The sequence below is a fragment of the Ruegeria sp. SCP10 genome, from assembly GCF_040329495.1.
In the GTDB taxonomy this organism is placed as follows: Bacteria; Pseudomonadota; Alphaproteobacteria; order Rhodobacterales; family Rhodobacteraceae; genus Ruegeria.
The window spans coordinates 442928-465766 of the sequence record NZ_JBDZYF010000003.1; the positions used below are offsets into that span (position 1 = coordinate 442928).

The 22839-nt window shown below is 55.7% G+C and carries 20 protein-coding genes; 17 read left to right on the top strand and 3 right to left on the bottom strand.

Annotation, left to right across the window (positions count from 1 at the left end; translation table 11 throughout):
- The first annotated feature begins 35 nt into the window (after window positions 1–35).
- The 13 genes from ABLN87_RS11165 to ABLN87_RS11225 all read left to right on the top strand — a co-directional run bounded on the left by ABLN87_RS11165 (window position 36) and on the right by ABLN87_RS11225 (window position 14211).
- Window positions 36–740 carry a hypothetical protein gene (locus ABLN87_RS11165; RefSeq protein ID WP_353010186.1) on the top strand — a complete coding sequence of 235 codons (705 nt, stop codon included), beginning with the start codon at window positions 36–38 and terminating at the stop codon, window positions 738–740.
- 58 nt (window positions 741–798) lie between these two features.
- Complete coding sequence (locus ABLN87_RS11170; RefSeq protein WP_353010189.1) at window positions 799–1266, top strand: hypothetical protein; 468 nt, start codon at window positions 799–801, stop codon at window positions 1264–1266.
- A 76-nt stretch (window positions 1267–1342) separates the two neighbouring features.
- Entirely contained in the window at window positions 1343–2860 is a 1518-nt protein-coding gene (locus tag ABLN87_RS11175; RefSeq protein ID WP_353010191.1) for an FHA domain-containing protein, read from the top strand.
- Window positions 2861–2892: 32 nt separating this feature from the next.
- Window positions 2893–3513 carry an FHA domain-containing protein gene (locus ABLN87_RS11180; protein ID WP_353010193.1) on the top strand — a complete coding sequence of 207 codons (621 nt, stop codon included), beginning with the start codon at window positions 2893–2895 and terminating at the stop codon, window positions 3511–3513.
- Between the two features lie 5 nt (window positions 3514–3518).
- A complete protein-coding gene (locus ABLN87_RS11185; RefSeq protein ID WP_353010196.1) occupies window positions 3519–4748 on the top strand; it encodes a PP2C family protein-serine/threonine phosphatase in 1230 nt (409 codons plus the stop codon).
- Between the two features lie 14 nt (window positions 4749–4762).
- Entirely contained in the window at window positions 4763–5851 is a 1089-nt protein-coding gene (locus ABLN87_RS11190) for a serine/threonine protein kinase (RefSeq protein ID WP_353010198.1), read from the top strand.
- 53 nt (window positions 5852–5904) lie between these two features.
- The gene (locus ABLN87_RS11195; protein ID WP_353010201.1) at window positions 5905–7107 is read left to right on the top strand and encodes a trypsin-like peptidase domain-containing protein; all 1203 of its coding nucleotides are present in this window, start codon (window positions 5905–5907) and stop codon (window positions 7105–7107) included.
- On the top strand, window positions 7088–7819 hold the full coding sequence (locus ABLN87_RS11200; RefSeq protein ID WP_353010203.1) for an ATP-binding cassette domain-containing protein: 732 nt from the start codon (window positions 7088–7090) through the stop codon (window positions 7817–7819). Before ABLN87_RS11195 ends, ABLN87_RS11200 begins: the two co-directional genes overlap by 20 nt.
- The gene (locus tag ABLN87_RS11205; RefSeq protein WP_353010205.1) at window positions 7819–9009 is read left to right on the top strand and encodes an ABC transporter; all 1191 of its coding nucleotides are present in this window, start codon (window positions 7819–7821) and stop codon (window positions 9007–9009) included. The genes ABLN87_RS11200 and ABLN87_RS11205 overlap by 1 nt, the downstream gene beginning before the upstream one ends.
- Window positions 9002–10633 carry a formylglycine-generating enzyme family protein gene (locus ABLN87_RS11210; RefSeq protein ID WP_353010207.1) on the top strand — a complete coding sequence of 544 codons (1632 nt, stop codon included), beginning with the start codon at window positions 9002–9004 and terminating at the stop codon, window positions 10631–10633. Before ABLN87_RS11205 ends, ABLN87_RS11210 begins: the two co-directional genes overlap by 8 nt.
- Before the next feature lie 17 nt (window positions 10634–10650).
- Window positions 10651–10911 (top strand): hypothetical protein, encoded by a 261-nt coding sequence (locus tag ABLN87_RS11215; RefSeq protein WP_170535048.1) that lies wholly within the window; start codon window positions 10651–10653, stop codon window positions 10909–10911.
- Window positions 10912–10919: 8 nt separating this feature from the next.
- Window positions 10920–12257, top strand: coding sequence for a serine/threonine-protein kinase (locus tag ABLN87_RS11220; protein ID WP_353010209.1), 1338 nt, complete (start codon window positions 10920–10922; stop codon window positions 12255–12257).
- Between the two features lie 13 nt (window positions 12258–12270).
- The gene (locus tag ABLN87_RS11225; protein ID WP_353010211.1) at window positions 12271–14211 is read left to right on the top strand and encodes a vWA domain-containing protein; all 1941 of its coding nucleotides are present in this window, start codon (window positions 12271–12273) and stop codon (window positions 14209–14211) included.
- A gap of 56 nt (window positions 14212–14267) precedes the next feature.
- Here ABLN87_RS11225 and ABLN87_RS11230 read toward each other — a convergent pair whose 3' ends face one another.
- Window positions 14268–16052, bottom strand: a complete 1785-nt coding sequence (locus tag ABLN87_RS11230; protein ID WP_353010213.1) for an ABC transporter ATP-binding protein — start codon at window positions 16050–16052, stop codon at window positions 14268–14270.
- 387 nt (window positions 16053–16439) lie between these two features.
- On the opposite strand from ABLN87_RS11230, the gene ABLN87_RS11235 reads away from it, so the two are divergent.
- The 4 genes from ABLN87_RS11235 to ABLN87_RS11250 all read left to right on the top strand — a co-directional run bounded on the left by ABLN87_RS11235 (window position 16440) and on the right by ABLN87_RS11250 (window position 20574).
- Window positions 16440–17240 (top strand): glycosyltransferase family 25 protein, encoded by an 801-nt coding sequence (locus ABLN87_RS11235; protein WP_353010215.1) that lies wholly within the window; start codon window positions 16440–16442, stop codon window positions 17238–17240.
- The gene (locus ABLN87_RS11240) at window positions 17237–18118 is read left to right on the top strand and encodes a hypothetical protein (RefSeq protein ID WP_353010217.1); all 882 of its coding nucleotides are present in this window, start codon (window positions 17237–17239) and stop codon (window positions 18116–18118) included. Before ABLN87_RS11235 ends, ABLN87_RS11240 begins: the two co-directional genes overlap by 4 nt.
- Window positions 18119–18271: 153 nt before the next feature.
- Window positions 18272–19423 carry a UDP-galactopyranose mutase gene (gene glf / locus ABLN87_RS11245; protein ID WP_353010219.1) on the top strand — a complete coding sequence of 384 codons (1152 nt, stop codon included), beginning with the start codon at window positions 18272–18274 and terminating at the stop codon, window positions 19421–19423.
- A gap of 161 nt (window positions 19424–19584) precedes the next feature.
- Window positions 19585–20574, top strand: a complete 990-nt coding sequence (locus ABLN87_RS11250; RefSeq protein ID WP_353010221.1) for a glycosyltransferase family 8 protein — start codon at window positions 19585–19587, stop codon at window positions 20572–20574.
- Between the two features lie 128 nt (window positions 20575–20702).
- On the opposite strand, the gene rfbA is transcribed toward ABLN87_RS11250, so the two are convergent.
- Together rfbA and rfbB are read right to left on the bottom strand one after the other, a co-directional pair.
- Window positions 20703–21596, bottom strand: coding sequence for a glucose-1-phosphate thymidylyltransferase RfbA (rfbA, locus tag ABLN87_RS11255; protein WP_353010223.1), 894 nt, complete (start codon window positions 21594–21596; stop codon window positions 20703–20705).
- Between the two features lie 72 nt (window positions 21597–21668).
- Entirely contained in the window at window positions 21669–22709 is a 1041-nt protein-coding gene (gene rfbB, locus ABLN87_RS11260) for a dTDP-glucose 4,6-dehydratase (protein ID WP_353010225.1), read from the bottom strand.
- Window positions 22710–22839 lie beyond the last annotated feature (130 nt).

Sequence of the window (22839 nt, forward strand, 5' to 3'; positions counted from 1 at the left end):
AACTAAGAAGAAAAATTGTTTTACGGAGTAACGAGATGCGTACAGTTGCGGTGTCATTTTTTGCTGCTATTTCCCTTCTACTGACAGCATGTACCGATGAGGCGTTCCAATCTGCGTCATCATCTTCAGTGGCTGGAAAAACCCAACAGGAAAAACAGCTGGAAAAGCAGGTTAAAAGCCTGGATCAGGTGTCTAAGGACATCATTGTTAACAATACGGTTCAGGGTGCGCTGGCTGGCGCAGTTGTCGGTTGTGGCCTTGGCCTATTGCTGGGAGGAGACGCCGGGGATTGTGCGGCAGGTGCCGCCGCGGGTGGCCTAATTGGCGGTGTCGGCGGCAACCAGGTCGGCCGTCAGGCCGCTGCTAAGAATGTTGAAATCGTCAACAGCAAGCAGGTTCTGGCAAATCTGTCGAATGTAAGCAAACAGCTGAGCTCGGTCGAAGCGAACCTGCGTTCGGTGCTGGCCTCGCAAAATGCAGAACTGAAATCGCTGCGCCGTCAACTGGACGGCGGTCAACTGTCTCAGTCGGCTTACAATCAGCGCGTCAACGCGATCAAATCCAACCGTCAGGTTGTGTCGAACGAGTTGAAGCGCAGCGAAAAGAACATGGACAGCACCATCTCGGAGCTGAAGACGGCGTCAAGCAAAGGCCAACCCGGCTTGGGCGGAGCAACAAATGCTGCGGTCAGCAACAAAAACCGGCTGGCACGGACGCGGGCATCCATCAACCTGCTATAAGTTTCAATAACCCGCGTCTGACCTTGGGCGCGGGTTTTCAATTGGTAAGAGTGAGAAAATGACTTCAGATCTTCTTCGTTTTTCAAGACCTTTCGCCCTTGTCGCCGTTACCGCTGTTGCGGGATGTACTGGTTCAACAGATCCAACAACGGCAACTTTGTTTGACAATATTGCTAACCTGAATTCCGGTGAATACGACCGCCAGATCGCCAATAATAAAGCGCAAGCGGACGCTATTATTGCACAGAACAAAGCGGCAGAGCAGCGCAATGCGCAATTGGCAGCGCAAAGCAATGCCAACAAGGCCGAAATCGACTCGCTGCGCAGGCAGATCGCTGATGTAAAGGCTCAGGGTGCGAAGGCGCGCGCTGCCTCGGCCTCGGACCCTGTAAAACTGCAGCAGGTTCAGGCGCTGGACAATCAGCTGAACGCGGTCGAGCGTGACGTTAACAGCGGTGCAAGTTCCGCCGCCATCTCGTCGGAACTGAGCCGGATCAAGTCGGCGTATCGCGCGCTGTCCATATAATTCTAATCACGTCAGGTCGGCGCTTGTCGGCACATGCGACGACCGGGACGTCTTGCCTGAGGGGGGTCTTGGGATCGTGACCTACGGATTTTCACGCAGATTGGTGGCGCTTGCCGCTGCTTTGGTCATTTCGGGCGCAGCCCACGCGCAAGAGGGGAAAACCCGCGCGCCAGCCACCGGGCTAGCAATCTTGGATTGTGCGCCCGCTGATCCCGCACCCGAGGACAGCTGCCTCGTTCGCGTTCCGTCCGGCAATCAGCGTGGCGATATGAGCTTTCGCTCGCTTGGTGACGCGCAGGCCGATTTCGAGTTCGTCAAATCTCTGGATGACGTCCCAGGCAACCTGACCCTTTCGGCGACAATGGTTCTGATTGACCTGTCCGTCGGTGAGCGCAGCGCGCGTGTGCGCAGCTGGAACCGCGAGCGTGAGCTGATTTCGCGCGTGGTGACCAATCTGCCGACGGATGAGAAGGTGGCGATTTATGGGTTCGGCAATGACATTGTTGAATTGTCGCCCTTCTCCACCAGTCGGGCCCAGGCCGAAGACGTGGTTGAGGGGCTTGAGATCAAGGAACAGAACACCCGTCTGGTCGCCAACGCCACCCGCGCCATCGAATTGCTAAGCCAGCAAGATGACGTGCTGCTGAAAAACCTGATCCTGATCACCGACGGAGATGAGGAAGGTCTGGCCACGGTCGAAGAAATCACCGAGGCCGCCGAGCGCGAAGGCGTATCGGTCTCAGCCCTTGGCATGTTCTGGCGGGCACAGGGCAATGCGCGCACCACACGCGGCATTGATGTGCTGAAACGCCTGACCGATCCGCAAAATGGCCTTATGGAAGAGGTCTTTTTGCAAAATCAGTCTGATGCCAATGCCGTGGTGTCAGATTTCATCCGATCCTATGGCAATTCTGTCAAAGGCTCGGGCCTGATTGTGCCGGTTGGAGATCCAGCACCCGCTCGCATTACCATCGAAATGATCGAACCGGTTGTCGGCCAACCGGGACAAACCCAAACCAAGAGCTATTCCGCCGAGTTCCAGCCCGTGGTTGACCCGACGCCGGAACCGGAACCAGAGCCTGCGCCAGAACCGGAGGACGAGATTTTCGGTTTCCCGGCGCTTTATGTCTACATCGCGGTTGGCGTTCTGTTGCTGCTGCTTCTACTGCTGGCGGTGCTGCTGGCGCGGCGCGGTTCGGGGGGTGAGCCCGAGGATGATCTGGAGGCTGGCGATTTCGACGATGGCGACGCAACAGGTATGCCACCACCGCAAGATGAGACACATACGGTGGCAACCGCCCCGCCGCCGATTGCCTTTCTGGTTCGGGTGGACAACGGGCATCGTTTCCCGGTGCCCGCGGGACGCTCGACCATCGGGCGTAGCAGCACAAACGGGGTGGTTATCCCAGATGGTGGTGTTTCGCGCGTGCACGCGGAACTCAGCGGTTCGCCAGACGGACGATTTACCATCAGCGATCTGGATAGTTTGAATGGTACGTTGATCAATGAGCGCAAGATCAAAGGCGCGCAGAGAATAAATGTGGGTGACACAGTGGGCCTTGGGTCCGTTCGCCTGAAACTGGTTCGGGCATAATCCGGGACCATACACACAGGAAAGGTGAAGACATGGGCAACGACAACAAGACAAGCTGGCTGTTCGACAAGGACGACGAAGAGCTGAACGACGATCTGGATTTTGGCGCAGATGACGGGTTCACCGAAAGCATCTCGCCCTCGGATGACGAGGCGACGCATGCCATGCCAAGCGGGTCGTCCTTCAGCGAAGCGCCGACCGAATATGTCGAGGATGACAAGACGCAGATCTATCACGGTGGCATGTCCAAGAATTTCTCGGACAAGGCCGAATTCGACCCAATGGTAGATCCGATCACCGGCTGGCTGGTGGTGGTCAAGGGGCCGGGGCTGGGGCAGTCGGTCAATCTGGGCTCGGGCATGAACACGCTGGGCCGCGACGGTGCTGAGCGTGTATCTTTGGATTTCGGCGACAAGATGATTTCCGGCAATGATCACCTTCGGATCATTTTTGACGATGCCAACCGCGTGTTTTTTGCCGCCCCCGGCACTGGCCGCAATATCAGCCGGATCAATGGTCAGATTGTGGCGACTACCATGCCGCTGGAGAACTACGCACTGATCGAGCTGTCGAAACAGACGCATGTGCGCTTTGTGGCCTTCTGTAACGAGGATTTTGACTGGTCGGAGCTGGCCGAAAGCTCTGACGACTGATCCCGATGACAATCATCAGCGGCAAACAAAGCCTAGGCCAACGCGAAAATCAGGAAGACGCGTTCGATCTCGTCTATCAGAACGAACGAGACCCGAAATCCGACATTCTGATGCTGGTGGCCGATGGGATGGGCGGTCATGCAGGGGGCGAGGTTGCATCCAACTTGGCCCTGTCGGCGTTCAAGAAGCATTTCATCGGGGGCTCGGAGGCGCCTCGCCCGCGGGACCGGTTGCAGGAGTCGTTGACGGCGGCAAATGATGCTCTACGCCAGCGCATTGCCAGCCAGCCCGACCTGAAAGGCATGGGATGCACGCTGATCGCGGCGCTCAAGCTGGGGGATCGGCTGGTTTGGGTTTCGGTTGGTGACAGCAGCCTATTTCTGTTGCGCGACGGACGCTTGAAAAAGCTGAACGCAGATCACTCGCTTTACGGTGAATTGTTGCAGATGGTTGCTGCGGGCAAGATCACGCAGGAAGAAGCGGATAGCCACCCGCGTCGCAATGCCTTGCGCTCGGCGTTGATGGGGGACCGGATTTCCCTGACCGACGTCAACGCCATCAGCCTGAAACCCGGCGATGTGGTTCTGTCCTGCTCGGATGGGCTAGATACACTGTCGCAACCTGAAATCCGGGATATCCTACAAGATGGCAAAAGCCGCGATATGCGCGGTGTTGCCTCGGATCTGTTGAACGCGGTCGAGGCAAAAGGAAAGCCGAAACAGGATAACACAACCGTCGTCGTTTACGCTCATGTCCAAGACGGCATGAGCAGCATGCTGCGGGGAAGCCAATGGGCGTTTCACAACACCGGCGGCAATGGGAATACGCTTAAATATGCAGCGATTGGTCTTGGAGCTTTGGCCCTTGTTGCGGCAGCTGGCGCATGGCTGCTGCGGCCTGATCCAGTCGAAGTCACGCCAGAGCCTGAGCCCGTCCAAAATCCGCCATCACAAGAAGAACGCAGTATTGGTGACAGCACTGTCGATGATGACCCAATTGCGTCCGACTCCAATAGCGACGAGGAGCCGTTAACAGAGCCTGAAGGCCAGGTGCCAGAAGCTGAAGAATCGCAGCCAGAAGAACCCCCCGCACCCGAGGAAACGACCCCAGAACCCACCGAACCGTCTGCGCCCGAAGAACCAGAAAGCACAGAGCCGGTGGAGCCGGCAACGCCTGCGCAAACTCCGGAAGAAGATGATGTTTCTGTAGAAAATCCTAGTGGTGAAGGAAGGTAGTTCTGACGGTGTCGGTGCATTTGCCAAAAGGAGAAACCTTTGCCGGGTACGTTCTGGGGGACGTATTGGGGCAGGGGGGCTTTGGCATCACCTATCGTTCGCGCAATCGCGAGACCGGCGAGCGTTTTGCGATCAAGGAGTATTTTCCCGCTGACTATGCGGACCGAGGCCCCAACAACGCTGTTTCGCCCACGTCCGAGGGGCGGCAATTGTTCCACATGGGGTTAGAGGCGTTTCTGCAAGAAGCCAATCTGTTGCGTGATCTGCCACAGCAGCAGGGCCTGATGCGCGTGCGGGCTGCATTCCGAAAACACGGCACAGCCTATTGCGTGATGGAGTATATTCACGGCGATCCACTGGATCGGATGATGGCGCGCATGATTGATGCCCGCGGATCGGTGCCGCCCGATCTTGTCACCACTTTCCTGCACTCGATGCTGAATGCCCTGGATGCCGTGCATGATGTCGGTGTGGTTCACCGCGATATGAAACCGGCAAATGTCATGATCCGCAAAGACGGGCAGCCCATTCTGATCGATTTTGGCGCTGCTCGCCTAATGGGAAAATCCAGCGGTCTCGCGTCAATGTTCACGCGCAAATACGCAGCGATTGAACAGTTTCCGGCGGATAAAACCGGATTGACCGGCAGTATTCAGGAGGGCCCGTGGAGCGATTTGTTTGCCCTTTCGGTCATCCTGTATGAAATGGTCTCGCAGAGCCTTCCGCCCAACGCCGAAGAACGTTGGAAGGAAAAGCGGGCGACAGGTCGTGACCCCTACGTCCCCGTACGCCACAACCTGAAACGCAATCGCGTTCAGGAAAAATATGATGATGCCTTGCTGAATGCCATCGATCTTGGCTGCAAGTTGCTGCCGCGTGATCGCATCCGCACGGCGCGTGACTATGCGCGGCTCGTGGGCATTGATCTACACGGTGCTGTGCCCGGTCCTGACCGGCCAGAACGAGAGCCCCGTGCGAAACCTGTTAGCCGCCCGAGGCCGCGCCCAAAGAAAAAAACCGGGGGTCGCAAGGCTTCGATATTAGTGTTGCTGTTGATCCTGATCGTGGCAGCGGCCGTCATTGCATATGGAATACTGATGTGAAGATTGTAGCTTTAACTCGTTCCCTTTGTTTTACGGCCGCTTGGCTGTTCGGTATGGCCTGCGCTGTCGCTGCGCAAATTGCGCCGGATATCGTTGCGGAAACGGACAAGGCCGTTGGACGAGCGGTCGTCGACGTCAGCGGCGGTCAAGCAACTGGATCGGGATTCGTCCTGTCAGAACTACCCGAAGGTGGCGGTTACTACTACATCACCAACCATCATGTGATTAACGGTGGCCTGAACATACAGGTCGGGTTCAAACAGGATGACCGAGTTTTTCTGTATGATGCGAAGGTTCTACATGCCTCACGCGAACTGGATTTGGCCGTACTGCGCATTGTCCCGCAGGAATCCAGCGGACATAGGCCCGGATTTTTGTCTTTGCGCGAAGGCAAGGCACTGAAAGGTGAACAGGTGGCTGCCATCGGCTATCCCGGTTCCTCGGACCAGATCAATGCCGGGCGGGATATGTTGCCTTTTTTTGAAACGACACTAACCCAGGGAGCGATCAGTAAGGTTGCTCCGGGATCATTCAATGAAACAGGGCGGACCCTCGAAATTGTGCAGCACACCGCATCGGTCAATCCCGGTAATTCGGGCGGACCATTGATCGACTATTGCGGATCGGTACTGGGTATCAACACCGTCATCTCGGTCTGGAACTCGGATGGTCGCACGCCAACGAACAACACATTCTGGGCCTCGTCAGCGAACCCAATATCCGGTTTTTTGCGGGATGCGGGCATTCCCTTTAACGCGCACCAGCAGGAATGTGATCCAGACAACCCGGACTTTGTTGGCGGTGGTGCAACAGACAACAGCCTGCTGATCATCCTGGCCGTACTGGCTGGCGCCAGTGCAGCCGTGATCGGCGGCATCTATTTCGTAGTTTCGCAAAGCAAAGCCGATCGCGGATCAAAATCCGCGCGCGGGGATGGGTCGGCCAAATCTTCGGGCCGGGCCATTCTGGCCGTCAGCATGGATGGAAAATCCGAACGGTTCAGCGCCACCCAACTCCAATCGGGTGTCACGATCGGGCGCGCCAGCGAGAACACGCTGACCATCACCGATCGCAATCTCAGCCGCCGCCATGCCAGCCTGTCCTTGCAGGGGCGTAAGATGATGTTGACCGATCTGGGCTCGTCCAACGGCACCAAGGTCGATGGCCGCCGTCTGAAACCGAATGAACCGGTGCAGATCAACACCAAATCGAAGGTCGAACTTGGGGGGGTTGCGCTTGTCCTCAGACGCCCGTGATACGGTCCTGTCGATCCGCAACCTTGGGATCGAACGCGCGCCCGGTTTCTTCGTGGTGATCGAAGAGCTGGAACTAAGCGCAGGTGAGACCATCGTTCTGGACGCGGTCAGTGGGGCGGGCAAAAGCACAGCGCTGGGGCTGATTGCGGGGGCGCTGCCGCTGACGGACCTGCCGGATATGCTGCATGTGATCGACGGAGTGACAGTCACTCCTGAAACCCCACGGGCCGAATTCGCTGGGCCGGACAAGTTGGGCTTTGTGCTGCAAACTAATACGCTGGTGCCGTATCTGAGTTTGCAGGAGAATATTGAACTGCCTATGCGCATCGCCGGGCAGGTGCCGAATGCCGAATGGCAGGATCACCTGATCCGCGCTATGGGGCTACGGGACCTGACCGCCCGCAAACCGGGTCAGTTGTCGGTGGGCCAACGCCAACGCGCCTCGGTCGCGCGAGCCTTGCTGGGACAGCCCGCATTGCTGTTGCTGGACGAGCCGGTCTCGGCCCTCGACCCCGCAAACGTGGCCGAAGTTGAGGGGTTGATCGTGCACCTGGCAGCCGAAGCCGGGTCAGCCGTTGTGTTGGCCAGCCATCAGGCACAAACCGGTGAGTTTGCGGACACCCCCCGTGCCGATCACCGCATTCTGGATCATCAGGGGCAATCCTATTCGATCTTCTCAACAGCGGGCCGCGCGGCGGCGAGGGTGGCGTGATGGTGCGGATACCAGCCATGTTGGCCCTGCGCGAATTGCGCCATGACTGGCAGTCAGCATTGTGTTTTGTTGCCGCGCTGGCGGGTGTTCTCGGCCCTCTACTGATCATTCTGGCGCTGAAGAACGGGATCATCGGAACCATGGTAGGCCGGTTGATCGAGGACCCGTCGAACCGCGAAATCCTGGCCATCGGGGCCGAACAGCATGATGCGGCCTTTTTCGCCGCCCTGGGCGCGCGGCAGGATGTGGGGTTCATTGTGCCCGCCACCCGCTCGATCAACACATCCGCCAACGCGGTCCGGCATGAGGTGCAGCGCAAACTGGAGCGCGCGGTGCCCCTGATCCCCTCAGCCGCGGGCGATCCGCTGATCGACGGCGAACCCGTTGCGCCGGGTCGCGTATGGGTCTCAGACAAGCTGGCACAGGACCTGTCAGTTTCATCCGGGGATACCGTCGATATGATCATCGGGCGCGAAGTGGATGGGCAACGCGAAAACGCCCGTCGCGATCTGCAGGTGATTGGCGTATTGCCCCCCGAAATCTGGCCGCGTCCTGCCATCTTCCTGTCGCTGCCCGATCTTCTGGCGGTCGAGCGGTTCCGCGATGATCTGACCTCAACGCCTGCAAACTGGACCGATCCGGTTGCCGAGCCCGAAACCTATGCCAGTTTCCGCCTCTATGCGCGTTCGCTTGAAGATATCGGAACCTTGTCTGCCCATCTGGCCGAACAGGGGCTGCAATCGCGTCCTCGGGCTGAAAACGCAGCCCTGTTGTTGTCCTTCCGGCGCAATCTGAACATACTGTTCACCGCCATCGCAGCACTGGCCATGTTTGGCTTCTGGGCGGCAATGTCTGCCAATCTGCGCGGAATGGTCGAACGTCAGCGGGTCATTTTCAGCCTGTTTTCCATGCTGACTATGCCCGACCGGCAGCGTTGTGTAATCCCGGTGGTCCAAAGTCTTGCGTTGGTACTGGGTGGCGTGATCGCGACGCTGATCATCATCCTGCCCTTCCTGTTGGCCATCAACGCCACGTTCGAAACCGCCCCCGGCGAATCCGTTGCGCGCCTTTATGCGGGCGATGTTTTTGCGACGCTGGTTCTGGGCGCCGTGACGGCGGTGACCGCTGCGGTCTGGGCCGTTTTTGCCGTACGCAATGTCGAACCTCAGGAGGTCTTGACCCATGCCTAAACTGACCCGCCTTGCCCTGGCCCCGCTGATCGGTCTGTTGACCTTCTCTGCAACCGCGCAGGCACAAGACATCAGTTGGCGCGAGAAGTACTATAACCCGCAGCCTGCAGACGGGGACCTGTCCCTGCCCATGCCCTGCGGCGGAGCGATGACCTTCCGCAAGGTGGCGACGCCCAACACAGATGGCGTGATCGGAGATGTCTCGGTCGTGCTGGGGCAGGAAGGCAGCGATCAACCCTATCTGAATGGATTGCGCCGGGCTTTTGTCTCGGGTGCCTTTGCCGATCCCGATGGCGCCGCCAAGGGCTATTTCTACATGGCCAAGTATGAGCTGGCGCAGGCGCAGTGGGATGTGGTCATGGTTGGCTGCCCCGACAAGGAGCCGCGTCGCCGGGGCTTTGTTCCGGCGGTCGGGAATACCAAGCTGGACTATCAGCGCTTTGCCGAGGCCTACACCCTATGGCTGATGGAGAATGCGCCCGACAGCCTGCCCCGCGTCGGCGATACGCGGGCCTATCTGCGCCTGCCCACCGAGGAGGAATGGGAGTATTCCGCCCGTGGTGGTTTGGCGGTGGATCAATCCCTGTTCCGTGCCCCACTACCACCGGTGCCAGAGGGTACGCCACAGGACGAATACATCGCCCATGGCGGCACGTCCTCGGCAGGTGGAAAACTGCAAGTGGTCGGTTCTCTGAAGCCCAACCCGTTGGGTCTGCATGACATGCTGGGCAACGCGGCCGAGATCGTGGGGGATCCGTTTGCTCTGGTCCGTCACGGGCGACTGCACGGTCAGGCCGGGGGGTTCGTGAAACGCGGTGGCGACGCGCGGACGCCCTTGGCAGACATCACATCCTCGACCCGGTTTGAGGTTCCACCCTTTGACATCCTGTCAAACACTGCCTCGGCGGATCGCTTCACCGGCACAAGGCTGGTGTTGCAGGGTTTGGCCATAACTTCGGCGGATCAGGATCAGGCGCTGAAGGACGGGTTGGACCAACTGGCGCGCCCGGATGAAGCGCTAGCTTCGGCAGCAAGCGAACTAGAGGCGATGGAACTGCTGGATGAGATTTCAGCAGAATCCCTGTCGGATCGAACCAAGACGCAACTGGCGGTGATCAAGGACACCCTGAATCGGGGACGAGTTGAGCGCAACGCGCAACGGGATCAATCGGTCAGACTGATCCTCACCTCGGGCGTTCTCGTCTGCGGTCAAGCTCTGCGCCGCTATCTGAACGCTCTGATCTCAATGCTGACAATCCAGCCCGAGCTTGATGCCATCGAACGCGAGGCGCGCGCCGCCGGGGATCAGGAACTGCTGAAAGAAATCGAGATCGCCCGACAAGAGGCTGCGGCGAAGCTCAGGGAAATCGAAGAGAAAGCCAAGGCAGATGTGGTTGAATATGCCAATCTGATCGAAGGGCTGGTCGATCAATACTCGCCCGTGCTGCTGCGCAAACAGATCGATTTCATCTACCCCACCGAAGAAAGCCGGGGGCGCGAACGGGCAAACTGCCTGGCACTGGTGCAAGATCACATCGGCGCGCGCAGCGTCGCGGGATATTCGGATTTGGATCAAATCGCGGACGATATTCAGGGGCTGGCCCTGTCGTTCATGGAAGACTGACTTGGAAAGGTTAAAGAATGCGGGATGTATTGAACAAGTCGCTGGAGGTTCTGGTTTGGATCACCACCGCGCTGTCGATTATCTTTTTCTGTTTCACCGCTGTGACCATGCTGCGCCTGTCGCCGCTGGGCCCGGATACAACCACGATCATCGCCGCCTTCCTGACGGTGGTGTTCGGGATCACTTCCTCGCTGGTATTCGCGGGCATCTGCTTTCAGATCATGGATATCCGCACCTTTAGCAAGCACAGCGCCATCAGCCTGAAAAACCGGAGGTAAGGACAACCATGGAACACTCGGTACTTGGCCTGAAACCCGGCAGCGTTCTGCAGGACACGTATGAGATCAAATCCCTGCTGGGTGAGGGCGGCATGGGGGCCACCTTTCGTGGCCTGAACCGGGCCAGCGGGCATGAGGTGGCGATCAAGGTCATGACGCCCAGCTTTGCCAAGAACCAAAAGGCCGTTGATCTGTTTAGGCGTGAGGCGAACCTGCTGCGTACCGTGCGCAGTGATGCCGTAGTGCGGTTCGAAACCTCGATGCTGGACAAGGATGGCCGTCTGTTCCTGGTGATGGAATTTGTGCCCGGTCATCCATTGGCGCACTACCTGAAAAAGGGGGCAAGGCTGTCCTCTGATGATGTGTTGAAACTGGGTCTGCGCCTGTCGCAAGGGCTTGAAGCCATTCACAAGCTGGGCATCGTCCACCGCGATGTGGCACCGGATAATGTGATGATCTCGCATGATGATATTAATCAAGCCAAGTTCATTGATTTCGGCTTGGCGTCAGACAGTGTTGGGACGGACAAGTCCATCATCGGTGATAGTTTTGCAGGTAAGCTGCGCTATTGCGCGCCGGAACAGTTGGGCCTGTTCGGCAATGAGGTGTCCACCGCCACAGATGCCTATGCTCTGGGGCTGGTCTTGATGCGGACCTCGGGGCTGGAGCTACCCGGTGAAGGCAAAGGGTTCGCAGCCGTCGAAGACCGGAAGGCGGATGTCAAAATCACCGATCCCAAGGTCGCGCCTGGTTTGAAATGGGCGCTTGAGCAGTTGCTGAAAGCCAACCCAAAAGACCGCCCCTCCGACCTGCCAGGATTGTTCCGTCAAGCGCTGAACGGCGAGGTAAAAAAGAAACCCTCAGCAGGCGCGGCCCCGCCCAAAGGCGCTGCGCCGTCCGAGGAAAGCTCTGGCGGCAACAATATGCCCATGATCGCGGCTGGAATCGTCGCTCTGGCCGTCATGGCAGGCGCCGCGTGGTATTTTCTTGCCGGCCCCGGAGGTCAGTCGGCCAAGGTCAACGAATCCGTTGTCGTCGCACAAGAGGCGGTCGCAGCAGACAATCCCTTGACCGCGGCGCGCGATTTGCTGGCGGCGGGTGGGGCTCAGAATCTGGATGCGGCCCTGGGCGCATTGATTGCGATCAGCAATGACCAAGAGTTGTCGGAACAGGACCGGGCCGACGCCAATATCCTGATTGCCGAAATGTATGACCCCGAAACCCATAGCACAGTGACTTCCCCTTTTCCGCGCCCCAACCCCTCGGCGGCGCGGCGATATTATCAGCGCGCAGCTGATCTGGGATCAGACCCGGCGCGCGAAGCCCTGAACAGATTGGGCGAGTGAGGAGACGGATAACATGTTGAAACGGATACTCCTTCTTGTAACGGCGCTGTTGCTGGCCGGGCCGCTGCTGGCGCAATCGAAATCACCATTGCCTATCGAGGGCAAAACCAGCCTGTTCCAGCGCGTACTGATCCGGGAACGGATCGAAGCGCGCGCAGAACCGGAAAGCGAAAGCCCCGGCAAGGCCCTGTCGCCGCTGCAGGTGTTCTTTGTGTATGACCGCAATGGTGACTGGATGCAGATCGGGGCCACTGATCAGGGAGACGACCTGATGTGGGTGCCTCAGGCCGCGACGGTCGACTGGAACCAAAACATCGTTGCGACGCTGGAAGGCAGCGACAATGTGGGCCGGGTTTTGTTCTTCAACGATATCGACCCGATCTACGACATCATCGAAAGCGAAAACCCCGCCGATCTGGCCGCGGATGCTCGGGATGAAGCTCTGTCGGCCGAGCAGGGGGGAGACCCGTCGGAAACCGTAATCGCCCTTGGTCCGCGTGAGACGATTGATCAACGGCAGAACCTGTACGTGATGCCGATCCTATCGACCGAAGAAGCGGTGTTTGACATCGGACCCTTCGTAAATCTGCTGCAAGTTGCCGTTGCCAGTGCCAATGCACCGAACCCACCGGCCGCCCCAAATGGTCAAGCTGCGGGTGATCTAAAAACCGGGGTGGTGTTTGTCGTCGACACGACCATTTCCATGGAGCCCTATATCCGCGCCACCCGCGATGCGTTGCAGGAAGTGTACCGCGAGGCAGCCTCCTCGGACGCCGCCGACGCAGTCAGCTTTGCCCTTGTGGGCTATCGTGACAGCCTGCAAGCGGCGCCTGATTTGGGATATGAGGTCAAGACCTTTGTGGATTTGCAACAGGGGCTGGATGTCGAGAATTTTCTGGCCGGGATCGACCAGATGCAGGAAGCGAAGGCCAGCAGTAAGAACTTCCGCGAAGACAGCTATCGCGGGATCGAACATGCCCTGCAGGATATGGATTGGAGCGATTTCGGAAGCCGGTTCATCGTTCTGGTGACCGATGCAGGCCCGCGCGAATTTGATGATGAATATTCCTCGACCGGTCTAAGCGCTGAAAGCCTGAACCGCCTTATTCGAGAGCGGATCGGGGGCGCTATGGCCGTCATGCATCTGCGCACCGCGCGCGGCGCCAAGGATCACCCCTCGGCCGAGGCGGCCTATAAGCAACTGACCGCTTTTCCCAACTCTGCCCCGCTGTACTTCCCCATCGAGAATGGCGACCCCGCCATCTACAAGGACACGGCTCGCCAATTGGGACAGTTCGTTGCGCAACAGGCCTCGTCCTATCGCGGCAGCGACGGGGACGCGCTGCTGGATGAAGATGCCATCGTCAATGAAGCCGAAGGCGGGTTGTTTAGTGGCCTCAATACCGCCAGCCGTACCATGCAGCTGGCCTATCTGGGCCGGACCGAGGGCGCGCAGGCCCCCGATCTGTTCGAGGCTTATGTGGCCGACCGGGATTTTGATCGCACCGGTTTGAAACCACTGTCTATCCGTCTACTGATCTCCAAGGCTGATCTGAGCAATCTGGAAGAGGCTCTGCGGATCATCGTGGATCAGGCTGAACGCAACGTGGTGAACCCTGATCAGTTCTTTACTCAGGTTCTTGGTGTGGCTGCTGATATGAGCCGTCGGCCCGACCAGGTCTCACGCCAGTCCGATCCAAGCCTGGCCGAGGCTGTGGCTTTGGACGAGTATCTGGCGGATTTGCCTTATAAATCACAGATCATGGCCATTACCGAAGATGATTGGGTGCGCCTGCCCATTTCGGAACAGCAGACCATCGTCAATGGCCTGTATGACAAGATTGAACGCTATCGCCGTTACAATGAATCGACGGATCAATGGGTCGATTATCTGGGTGCCGGGCCACAAGCGGGCAACCTGTTGTATCCCATGTTGCTGGACGATCTGCCTTAGAACAGGGGAACAATCCAAAAAACCGGGGCATCGGGATCATTCCGATGCCCCGGTTTTTATTCTGCGACCTCAGTTTTTTCAGCACCCTTTTTAAACTGTTGGTCATAGAGCCTGCGGAAGCTGCCGTTGCGGGCGATCAGCTGATCCAGATTGCCTTGTTCGACAACGGCCCCGTCCTGGATCACCATGATATTGTCCGCCTCAAGGATCGTGGATAGACGGTGCGCGATGACGACCACTGTCATGTCCTTTGTCAGCGCATCCAGCGCTTCGCGCACCAGGTTTTCGGATTCTGCATCCAGGGCGCTGGTGGCTTCGTCCAGCAACAGGATCTCAGCCTTACGCAAAATCGCGCGGGCAATGGCCAAACGCTGTTTCTGACCCCCGGAGAGGAAGGCACCGTTCTCACCGACAAGTGTGTCATACCCATTCGGCAGTTCGGAGATGAAATCATGCGCATGAGCGGCGCGGGCCGCGTCATAAATTTCCTCATCTGTTGCATCAGGTGCAGCAAAGCGCAGGTTCTGCATCACTGTAGTTGAGAACAGGAAGGTATCCTGGCCCACGTAAGAGATTTTCTTGCGCAACGACGCGAAACTCGCATGGCGTACATCCTGGCCGTCGATTTCGACCGACCCTTCGTTGGGATCATAAAACCGCATGATCAACCCAAATATCGTTGACTTGCCACCCCCAGACTGACCGACCAAAGCAGTGGTTTGCCGCGCTGCAAAGGTCAGGTTCATATCTTCAATCACAGAGATTGAACCCTGATAGCCAAAGGTCACATTGCGCAACGTGATCTCACCCTGACCATCTGGAATATCCTCGGCATCTGGGCTCTCGGTCATTGTGTCTTCCTGGTCCAGCAGACCGAACACAAGGCTTACGCCGACCATCGCTGCTTCGATCTGGACGCGCATTTTCGAGAGTCTTTTTGCGGGTTCATATGCCATCAAAAGCGCAGTAATAAATGACATCAACTGGCCTGCCGTTGGTTGCTCCGAGCCGGCAATCCCCAACGTGCTGACCACCAAAACACCCGCGATCGCCAGACCGGCCAGAAACTCCATCAGCGGGCTGGCAATGGCTTGCAAGCGTGCGATATCGTTGGATCGCGCCTCAACTTTCCTGATTGCCACATCCATCCTATTGGTCATCAATTCTTCGAGCGAGAGGACCTTGATAACCTTGATACCGGCAGAGGTTTCCTGAAGTACCCGGATAATCTCGGCAAGCGATGTAAACTCCGCCTGCATGATTTTTCGAACGCTCTTCAACAGGTAGCGAACCCCCAGTAGCGCCACGGGGCCGACAACTAAAAACATAACAGACAGAAGCGGTTGCTGGTAAACCATTACCGCGATCAAACCGACAAGTGTTAGCAAATCCCTTACAAAGCCTGTCACCAACACATCAATCAAGGTGCGGGCAGCTTGAGCGCCATGTGTCGTCCGCATCAACAGTTCGGATGACTCGTTCTGCCCAAAAAAATCAACCCCATGCCGAAGAAGCTTGCGGTAAACCTTGTCCTGTTGCGCGGCGACAATCCGGTTTCCAGCCCGTGCCAAATAGATGGCCTGTATGTAAGTTGCCGCCGCTTTTGCAAGAAACAGGCCTACAACAGATAGCGCGATCAACGGCGCCCAGCCACGCATCTCGGGGCTGGTCATGGCATCGACGATGTACTCCATCATATAGGCCGCGCCGGCAGTGGTGGCGGCGACCAGTATCATCGCAACGATTGCGATCCCGTACATCCAGCCTTGTGCATAAAAGCTTTCGCCAATCAGGCGGCCCATATAACCAGACCGCCAGTTATCCCAGGCGCGCTTAATCATTGCATTCTCCAGATCATGAAACCATGCGCTCGCTCAGATAACCTAAAATCATTTTGGCCAAAAGGGCAGATACCCAAGCGTGACAGAGTGACCTTTCAATTGATCGCGCATGGGCGACGGCAACGCACCGTCGCTCAGGCGTGCACAGGTAGGTACGATCCAGGCACGATGCAACAGCAAGCGCAACAAATGGAGGCAATCCGGTGCTTCAATACCCCTGATCCCAACGGTTATATCATTGAGGGAATTCAGAGTTTCCCCAACTGAGCGGATACTTGCCACCAGAGCGCCGCTGACAGCTGGCACAGGGCTAGGCAGCGTTTGCTGCTTGTGATTGTCATACTTGACCCTTAGATACCTGCCAGAATTCGTTTAGGTAAGCCGCCAGTGTCGATCAAAGCCGTAATTCTAAGCCTTCCAAGGGACATTGATCGGCGCAACGCATGTGAGGCGGAATGTACACAGCTGGGGTTGTTGCACTCTTTTTTCGACGCCATCTACGGCGATCAACTGTCAGACGAGGATGTGTCGCGCGTTTACGATGCCAAAAGGAACCGGCGCGCGTTCAAGCGACCGCTTAGCCGCAATGAAATAGCCTGTGCCTTGGGCCATCTGAAAATCTGGCAGGCTATCGCTGAGGCTGATGATACCTTGACCCTTGTGCTGGAAGATGATGCGACATTCATTCAGAACCCGATGCCATTTCTAGCTGCATTGTCCGAAACATCGGAGCGCTATCAAGACGTTGTGATCAAACTGGATGGCGTGGCAGGTAGTGGCAGGCAGGTTTTGGGGTCGGTCGCTGATCAAAGCCTAGTCCTGTCGGATCGGCTGCCCCCTAGAACAACAGGCTATCTCATTGGCCGCAAAGCGGCGGCGCATCTGGCAGCTGTCCACGCCCCGTTTGCCCGCCCCGTCGATATCGACCTCAAGTTCTACTGGGAACACCAAGTGCCAATTCTGACGTTGGCGCATCAAATGGTTGCAGAACGCGGAACTTTTGACAGTACAATCGAGGCGAACCGCAACAGCAAGAAAGCCGGTTCTTCTCTGGGGCGCTTTCTAAGCAATGCGCTATACCAACTCAGATACAGTTATGGGCGGCTTAGTCATCCGCTCAAACCCGACGAGATTGCGGGGCTAACACCCCTTCTAGACAGCCGAAGCGGGGCTCAGGACAGATCATGAAGAAAAACTTAGTTGTTGTCCGGGCAGGCGGAAAGTCCTTGCATCCGCGCTGGCAAGAGATTTCGTATGAAGATCGCAACTATGATCTGCTGATCAGCTTTTTCTCGGATGAGGCATTTGCTGCGTTCAAGCCCGAACCCGGGGTCGAGGCCGTTCTGGTCAAGGGCGGGAAATGGGACGGTCTGTTTCTGACGCTTTCGGGCAGGGATCTGGAAGCGTATGACTATGTTTGGCTGCCAGATGACGATCTAGATATTGCAGCACAGAATGTGAATGACTTGTTCAACGCCATGGATTCCCATGGCCTAAGGATCGCACAACCGTCACTGACACCCGATAGCTATTTCTCGCATTTTGTCTTCAGCCAATGCCCCGGTTTTGTACTGCGATACACCAACTACATCGAGATCATGGCCCCTTGCCTACATCGCGATGTCCTGAAAAAAGCCTTGCCCTTGTTTCAGTCCACTATGAGCGGTTACGGCCTGGATTACATCTGGTGCCGCTGGCAAGAGGCGGGCGCGTTTCGCACAGCCATTCTGGATGAGATTGCTATGCATCACACCCGCCCGGTCGGCAAGAACCTCAAATCCGCTATGGCCGCAAGCGGCAACCAAAGCTCGGAAGAGGAAGAGGCGGTTTTGAAAGAGATGTTCGATATGTCGCGCCGCACGGTTCCGATCATATTTGCAGGTATCCTGCGTGGGGGCCAACCGATCGCGGGTCGGGTTCGGGTGGGTTGGCACATGTGCCGTGCGTGGTGGTCAATGCTGTCCGATTTCCGCAGCACCAGCGAAGCGCGCGCGGGAATATTCAAGATCGCCCGCCGCCAATTGACCAAGCCTCTGGAGATGACGGCGATTTCGATGAGGCCGTGAAATCTACTCGTGTTTTCAGCAGAAGCGAGGGCGTCGCCGACGCGACTCTGCTGATAGCGGTTGAAACACCTGTTGCAAGACAAGTAGCAATCAAATAACGAAGCGTACCGCCGATAGAAACCAAATAGGCTGAGAATGTCAGGAAATTACTTGATGGTGGGTGCCGGTCTGTCGGGGGCTGTGATAGGGCGTCACTTGGCTGAGGTCGGTCATAACATTACGATCATCGAAGCTCGGGATCACTTAGGTGGTAATTGCCACACAGCCCGTGACGAGAAGACAGGGATCCTTTTACATGTTTACGGGCCCCATATCTTCCACACAGACGACGCAGAGGTTTGGAACTACGTCAATCGCTTCGAGACTTTCCTACCTTACAAGAATCAAGTCAAAACTACCTCTCGCGACGTCAATGGGAAACGCGGCGTGTTTTCGCTTCCTGTCAACCTGCACACGATCAACCAATTCTTTGGCAAAACCCTGAGACCGGATGAAGCAAAGGATTTCATTCTGCGTGAACAGGCTGATACCGGCATAGAGGTTCCGCGCACATTCGAAGAGCAGGCCCTGCGCTTTGTGGGTAGAGATTTATACGAGGCGTTTTTCAAGGGTTATACAAAAAAACAGTGGGGCCTTCACCCATCTGAGCTTCCTGCGTCCATTCTGAAGCGGCTGCCGGTCCGTTTCAACTACGATGACAACTACTTCTTCCACCGCTTCCAAGGCATGCCAAAGAATGGTTATAGTGCAATGATCGAAGCCATCTTGGATCATCCAATGATAACGGTGCATCTTGGCACAGAGTTCACCCAGGGCATGAGCGGGGGCTTTGATCATGTTTTCTATTCCGGGCCGCTGGACGGGTATTTTGACTATCAACTGGGCCGCCTAGGATACCGCACGCTGGATTTTGAGCGGTTCGACTACGATGGCGATTACCAAGGCTGCGCGGTGATGAACTTCGGCGAAGAGGACATCCCTTACACCCGTATCACAGAACACAAGCATTTCGCGCCATGGGAAGAACACAAGAGCTCGGTCTGCTATCGTGAATTTTCACGCCTAGCAGAACCAGATGATACGCCTTATTACCCGATCCGCCAAGTCAAGGAAAAGGAATTGCTCAGGGACTACGTGAATCTGGCCCGTTCAACAAATGGCGTAACATTTGTCGGCCGGTTGGGCACTTACCGATATCTCGATATGGACGTCACAATTCGCGAAGCACTGGATACGGCGCGCGGATTTGAAGCTAGGGTGAATGATCGCGAAGAAGTTCCCCCTTTTTTTGTTGAGACACTTTGACAAGGTTAGATTACTGGAGCTTGGTTGCTAAAATATGCTCGGGAATTCAGATTGTTAAACTTTTCAAGCTTGCGATCGCAGTACCAAAGCCGAGTTTCTAAGTTTCGCCACTTGAGGAAAATACGAAGTCGCGAAAGTTCTGACAAACTGAAGGCCATGCTATGAAGTTACATTCAAATAGCGCAGAAAAAGCTAATATAAATTATAATATTAACCGACAGTTGTCGGATGTCAGAGACGATGATGTTTCTGCGGAAATAGACATTTGTTTAACGTTTGATCGCAACTTCATTCCGCATGCAGCCGTGACTCTGTTGTCAGCGACCCGCGCCATTGGAAAAAGGTGTCAATTGAATGTTCATGTTATTTGTAGCAGCGATATAGGTGATGAGGAGCATCATGCGTTTGAAACGCTTTCACCACACGCGAAAATTACTTGGTATGAAGTGGACACCAGTCGTTTCGAGAGGCTCCCTGACAATAGAGAGCACATCTCCTTAGCGACCTATATCCGCTTACTGATTCCCGAGACTCTTTGCCCTGTTGTGCAAAAGGTGATTTATCTTGATTGCGACACGATCTTGACTGATCGATTGTATGACTTGTGGTCCACTAACCTCGACGGCGCACCAATTGCGGCGGCACCAGACGAAGGCGGTCAAACTCATGCTAAACGTTTGAAATTAATTGATTCTTCGTTCTATTTTAACGCTGGGGTGTTGGTTTTTGATCTTGAAGCAATTGATTCAAACTGGTTTGCTGAAGAAGTTGCACGCGTTGTCGCGCGAGATGACGTGGATTTGCATCTTCAGGACCAAGATATTCTCAACCTCCTATTCGAAGCTAAAGCGCATAAACTAGATTTGCGTTGGAACGCGAACACACGGCTTTACACGCCAAATGATCTTAGACCTGCATATACTCCTATCGAAGCGGAAGCTGCGATGTTATTCCCTGGAATCTTGCATTTTACGGATCGCAGAAAACCATGGACTGAAAATTGCAACCACCCATTGCGTGATCTGTACTGGGAACTGAGGAACCAGACACTATGGCGCGAGACTCTAAGTCAGCAACTGCTAAGAAATGTCAAAGATCTGCTGCGCAACCGATTTAGCAAATCACGAAGGTTGGTCAATATGAACTATTAAGCTCCAAATCGAAAACGGGCACCGACTATACTACATTTGGCACAAAACTATTGCCAAGCTTTGACGTGCAAACGTGATCGAATAAAGCTTTGTAGCTTCGCCAAAACGCGCAATACGCCACCGAAGGCTTAACTCTCTGCGGAATGAAGGACTCTGTCTTCTAAAAGCTGCATTAGATAGTCGGCGTAGCTCGTCTTCTTGAACATTTCAGCCCGTTCGATCAAATCCGATCTATCGACCCAACCTTGCAGCCAAGCAACCTCGTCTGGACTCCCCGCTTGCATGCCCTGCCGCTCGGTCAAAGTTCGCACGAAGTTCCCCGCATCAAGAAGCGAAGCGTGGGTGCCTGTATCGAACCACGCGAAACCACGTCCCAGAGATTGAACCTTAAGTAGTCCGTCCTCTAAGTAGGTCTCTAATAACGTTGTGATTTCGAGTTCTCCGCGCGGAGACGGTTTAATGCTGCGAGCTCTCATAGGAGCCTGCCCATCTAGAAAATACAATCCAGTAACCGCATAGCGTGATGGCGGCTTTTTAGGTTTTTCTACAATGTGACGCACTTTGTCGCCATCAAAATCGACGACGCCATACCTCTCCGGGTCAGCGACTCGATAGGCAAATACAGTGCCTCCGTCTATATTGTCGTTTGCGGAAGCGAGAAGTTCGGGCAAGGCGTGGCCAAAGAAGATGTTGTCACCCAAGATCATTGCAGACGGCGCTCCATCGAGAAAATCCTCGGCGAGGATGTATGCCTGTGCAAGCCCATCAGGCGATTCCTGAACAATCCATGTCAGGGAAAGGCCATACTGACTCCCGTCTCCCAACAAGCGTCGGAACTGCGATTGATCATGCGGAGTCGTGATGATTGCTATCTCACGTATTCCCGCCAGCATCAGTACAGTGAGCGGATAGTAGATCATGGGTTTGTCGTAAATTGGCAGCAATTGTTTAGAAACTGCCATAGTGATTGGATAGAGCCGAGTGCCTGAACCACCTGCCAGAATGATACCCTTACGTCTCATGTTGGTTCCTTTTGGAGTTTGCTGCCGCGTTAATTTTATTCAGGTGAAACTACTAAAGTCGTGGCAAATCGTTTAGTCTGAAATCCCCAAACGTTTACCCACCCCGGTTCGGGATTTCAGGTTGTTCAACCACACGGAGTTGTCCAGATACCACCGAACGGTCTGCTCCAGCCCCGTCTCCGGCGTGTGGGAAGGCCGCCAGTTCAGCTCTTTTTTCACACGAGCAGCATTGATGGCATATCGTTTGTCATGACCCGGTCTATCTTGTACAAATGTTATGAGTTCCGAGTAAGGAGCAGGCCCAGGCTTTAGCCGATCCAGGATCGAACAGACCTTTTTTATCAATTCCAAATTCGTCATCTCATTGTCGCCGCCGATATTGTAACTGCGCCCGATCGTTCCTTTTTCTAGGGCCAGAAGCAGAGCTTCGGCGTGATCTTCGACATGCAACCAGTCGCGGACGTTATCGCCATTGCCGTAGACTGGGATGTTTTCTCCGGCCAGCGCTTTTAAGATCACCACTGGGATCAATTTTTCCGGAAACTGAAAGGGTCCGTAATTGTTGGAGCAATTAGTCACTATGATCGGCAAACCGTATGTCTCATGCCAAGCACGCACGAGATGGTCCGATCCGGCCTTTGATGCCGAATAAGGAGAGTTGGGCTGATATGGGCTATTTTCCAAAAAGAAACCAGTTGTGCCTAGAGATCCAAAAACTTCATCTGTAGAGATATGGTGGAACCGAAAACCTTCAGGACGACCTTGTGATATCCACCAATGACGCGCGGCCTCAAGAAGCTTGTATGTTCCAACAATGTTGGTCTCGATAAATGCGCTGGGACCATCGATAGAGCGATCCACATGGCTTTCTGCGGCTAAATGCATAATCGCATCAGGTTTGTGTCTTTGAAGCAGCTCTGACATTTTGACGCCATCGCAGATATCGGCTTTCTCGAAAACATGGCTCGGGTTGTCTGTGACGCAAGCGACGTTATCAAGGCAGGCGGCATAAGTGAGTGAGTCTACATTTACCACGGTGTGACCGCTTTTGATTGCGCGTCGCACCACCGCAGACCCAATGAAGCCCATTCCGCCCGTTACCAATATTTTCACGCTAATACCCCATTTCTAGATCTTGTGCGGGCCACTCGCCAGATGCAGCCAATTAAACGCAAGCTGCCCCAAGGCCCGCTTATGTGTCTACCCATCATAGAGAACTCACATGCCGACCAGCGTTTCGAAC

Coding starts and splice junctions, on each gene's coding strand:
- ABLN87_RS11165 (WP_353010186.1), top strand. CDS start 36: ATGCGTACAGTTGCGGTGTCATTTTTTGCTGCTATTTCCCTTCTACTG.
- ABLN87_RS11170 (WP_353010189.1), top strand. CDS start 799: ATGACTTCAGATCTTCTTCGTTTTTCAAGACCTTTCGCCCTTGTCGCC.
- ABLN87_RS11180 (WP_353010193.1), top strand. CDS start 2,893: ATGGGCAACGACAACAAGACAAGCTGGCTGTTCGACAAGGACGACGAA.
- ABLN87_RS11185 (WP_353010196.1), top strand. CDS start 3,519: ATGACAATCATCAGCGGCAAACAAAGCCTAGGCCAACGCGAAAATCAG.
- ABLN87_RS11195 (WP_353010201.1), top strand. CDS start 5,905: ATGGCCTGCGCTGTCGCTGCGCAAATTGCGCCGGATATCGTTGCGGAA.
- ABLN87_RS11205 (WP_353010205.1), top strand. CDS start 7,819: ATGGTGCGGATACCAGCCATGTTGGCCCTGCGCGAATTGCGCCATGAC.
- ABLN87_RS11210 (WP_353010207.1), top strand. CDS start 9,002: ATGCCTAAACTGACCCGCCTTGCCCTGGCCCCGCTGATCGGTCTGTTG.
- ABLN87_RS11215 (WP_170535048.1), top strand. CDS start 10,651: ATGCGGGATGTATTGAACAAGTCGCTGGAGGTTCTGGTTTGGATCACC.
- ABLN87_RS11220 (WP_353010209.1), top strand. CDS start 10,920: ATGGAACACTCGGTACTTGGCCTGAAACCCGGCAGCGTTCTGCAGGAC.
- ABLN87_RS11225 (WP_353010211.1), top strand. CDS start 12,271: ATGTTGAAACGGATACTCCTTCTTGTAACGGCGCTGTTGCTGGCCGGG.
- ABLN87_RS11230 (WP_353010213.1), bottom strand. CDS start 16,052: ATGATTAAGCGCGCCTGGGATAACTGGCGGTCTGGTTATATGGGCCGC.
- ABLN87_RS11240 (WP_353010217.1), top strand. CDS start 17,237: ATGAAGAAAAACTTAGTTGTTGTCCGGGCAGGCGGAAAGTCCTTGCAT.
- glf (WP_353010219.1), top strand. CDS start 18,272: ATGGTGGGTGCCGGTCTGTCGGGGGCTGTGATAGGGCGTCACTTGGCT.
- ABLN87_RS11250 (WP_353010221.1), top strand. CDS start 19,585: ATGAAGTTACATTCAAATAGCGCAGAAAAAGCTAATATAAATTATAAT.
- rfbA (WP_353010223.1), bottom strand. CDS start 21,596: ATGAGACGTAAGGGTATCATTCTGGCAGGTGGTTCAGGCACTCGGCTC.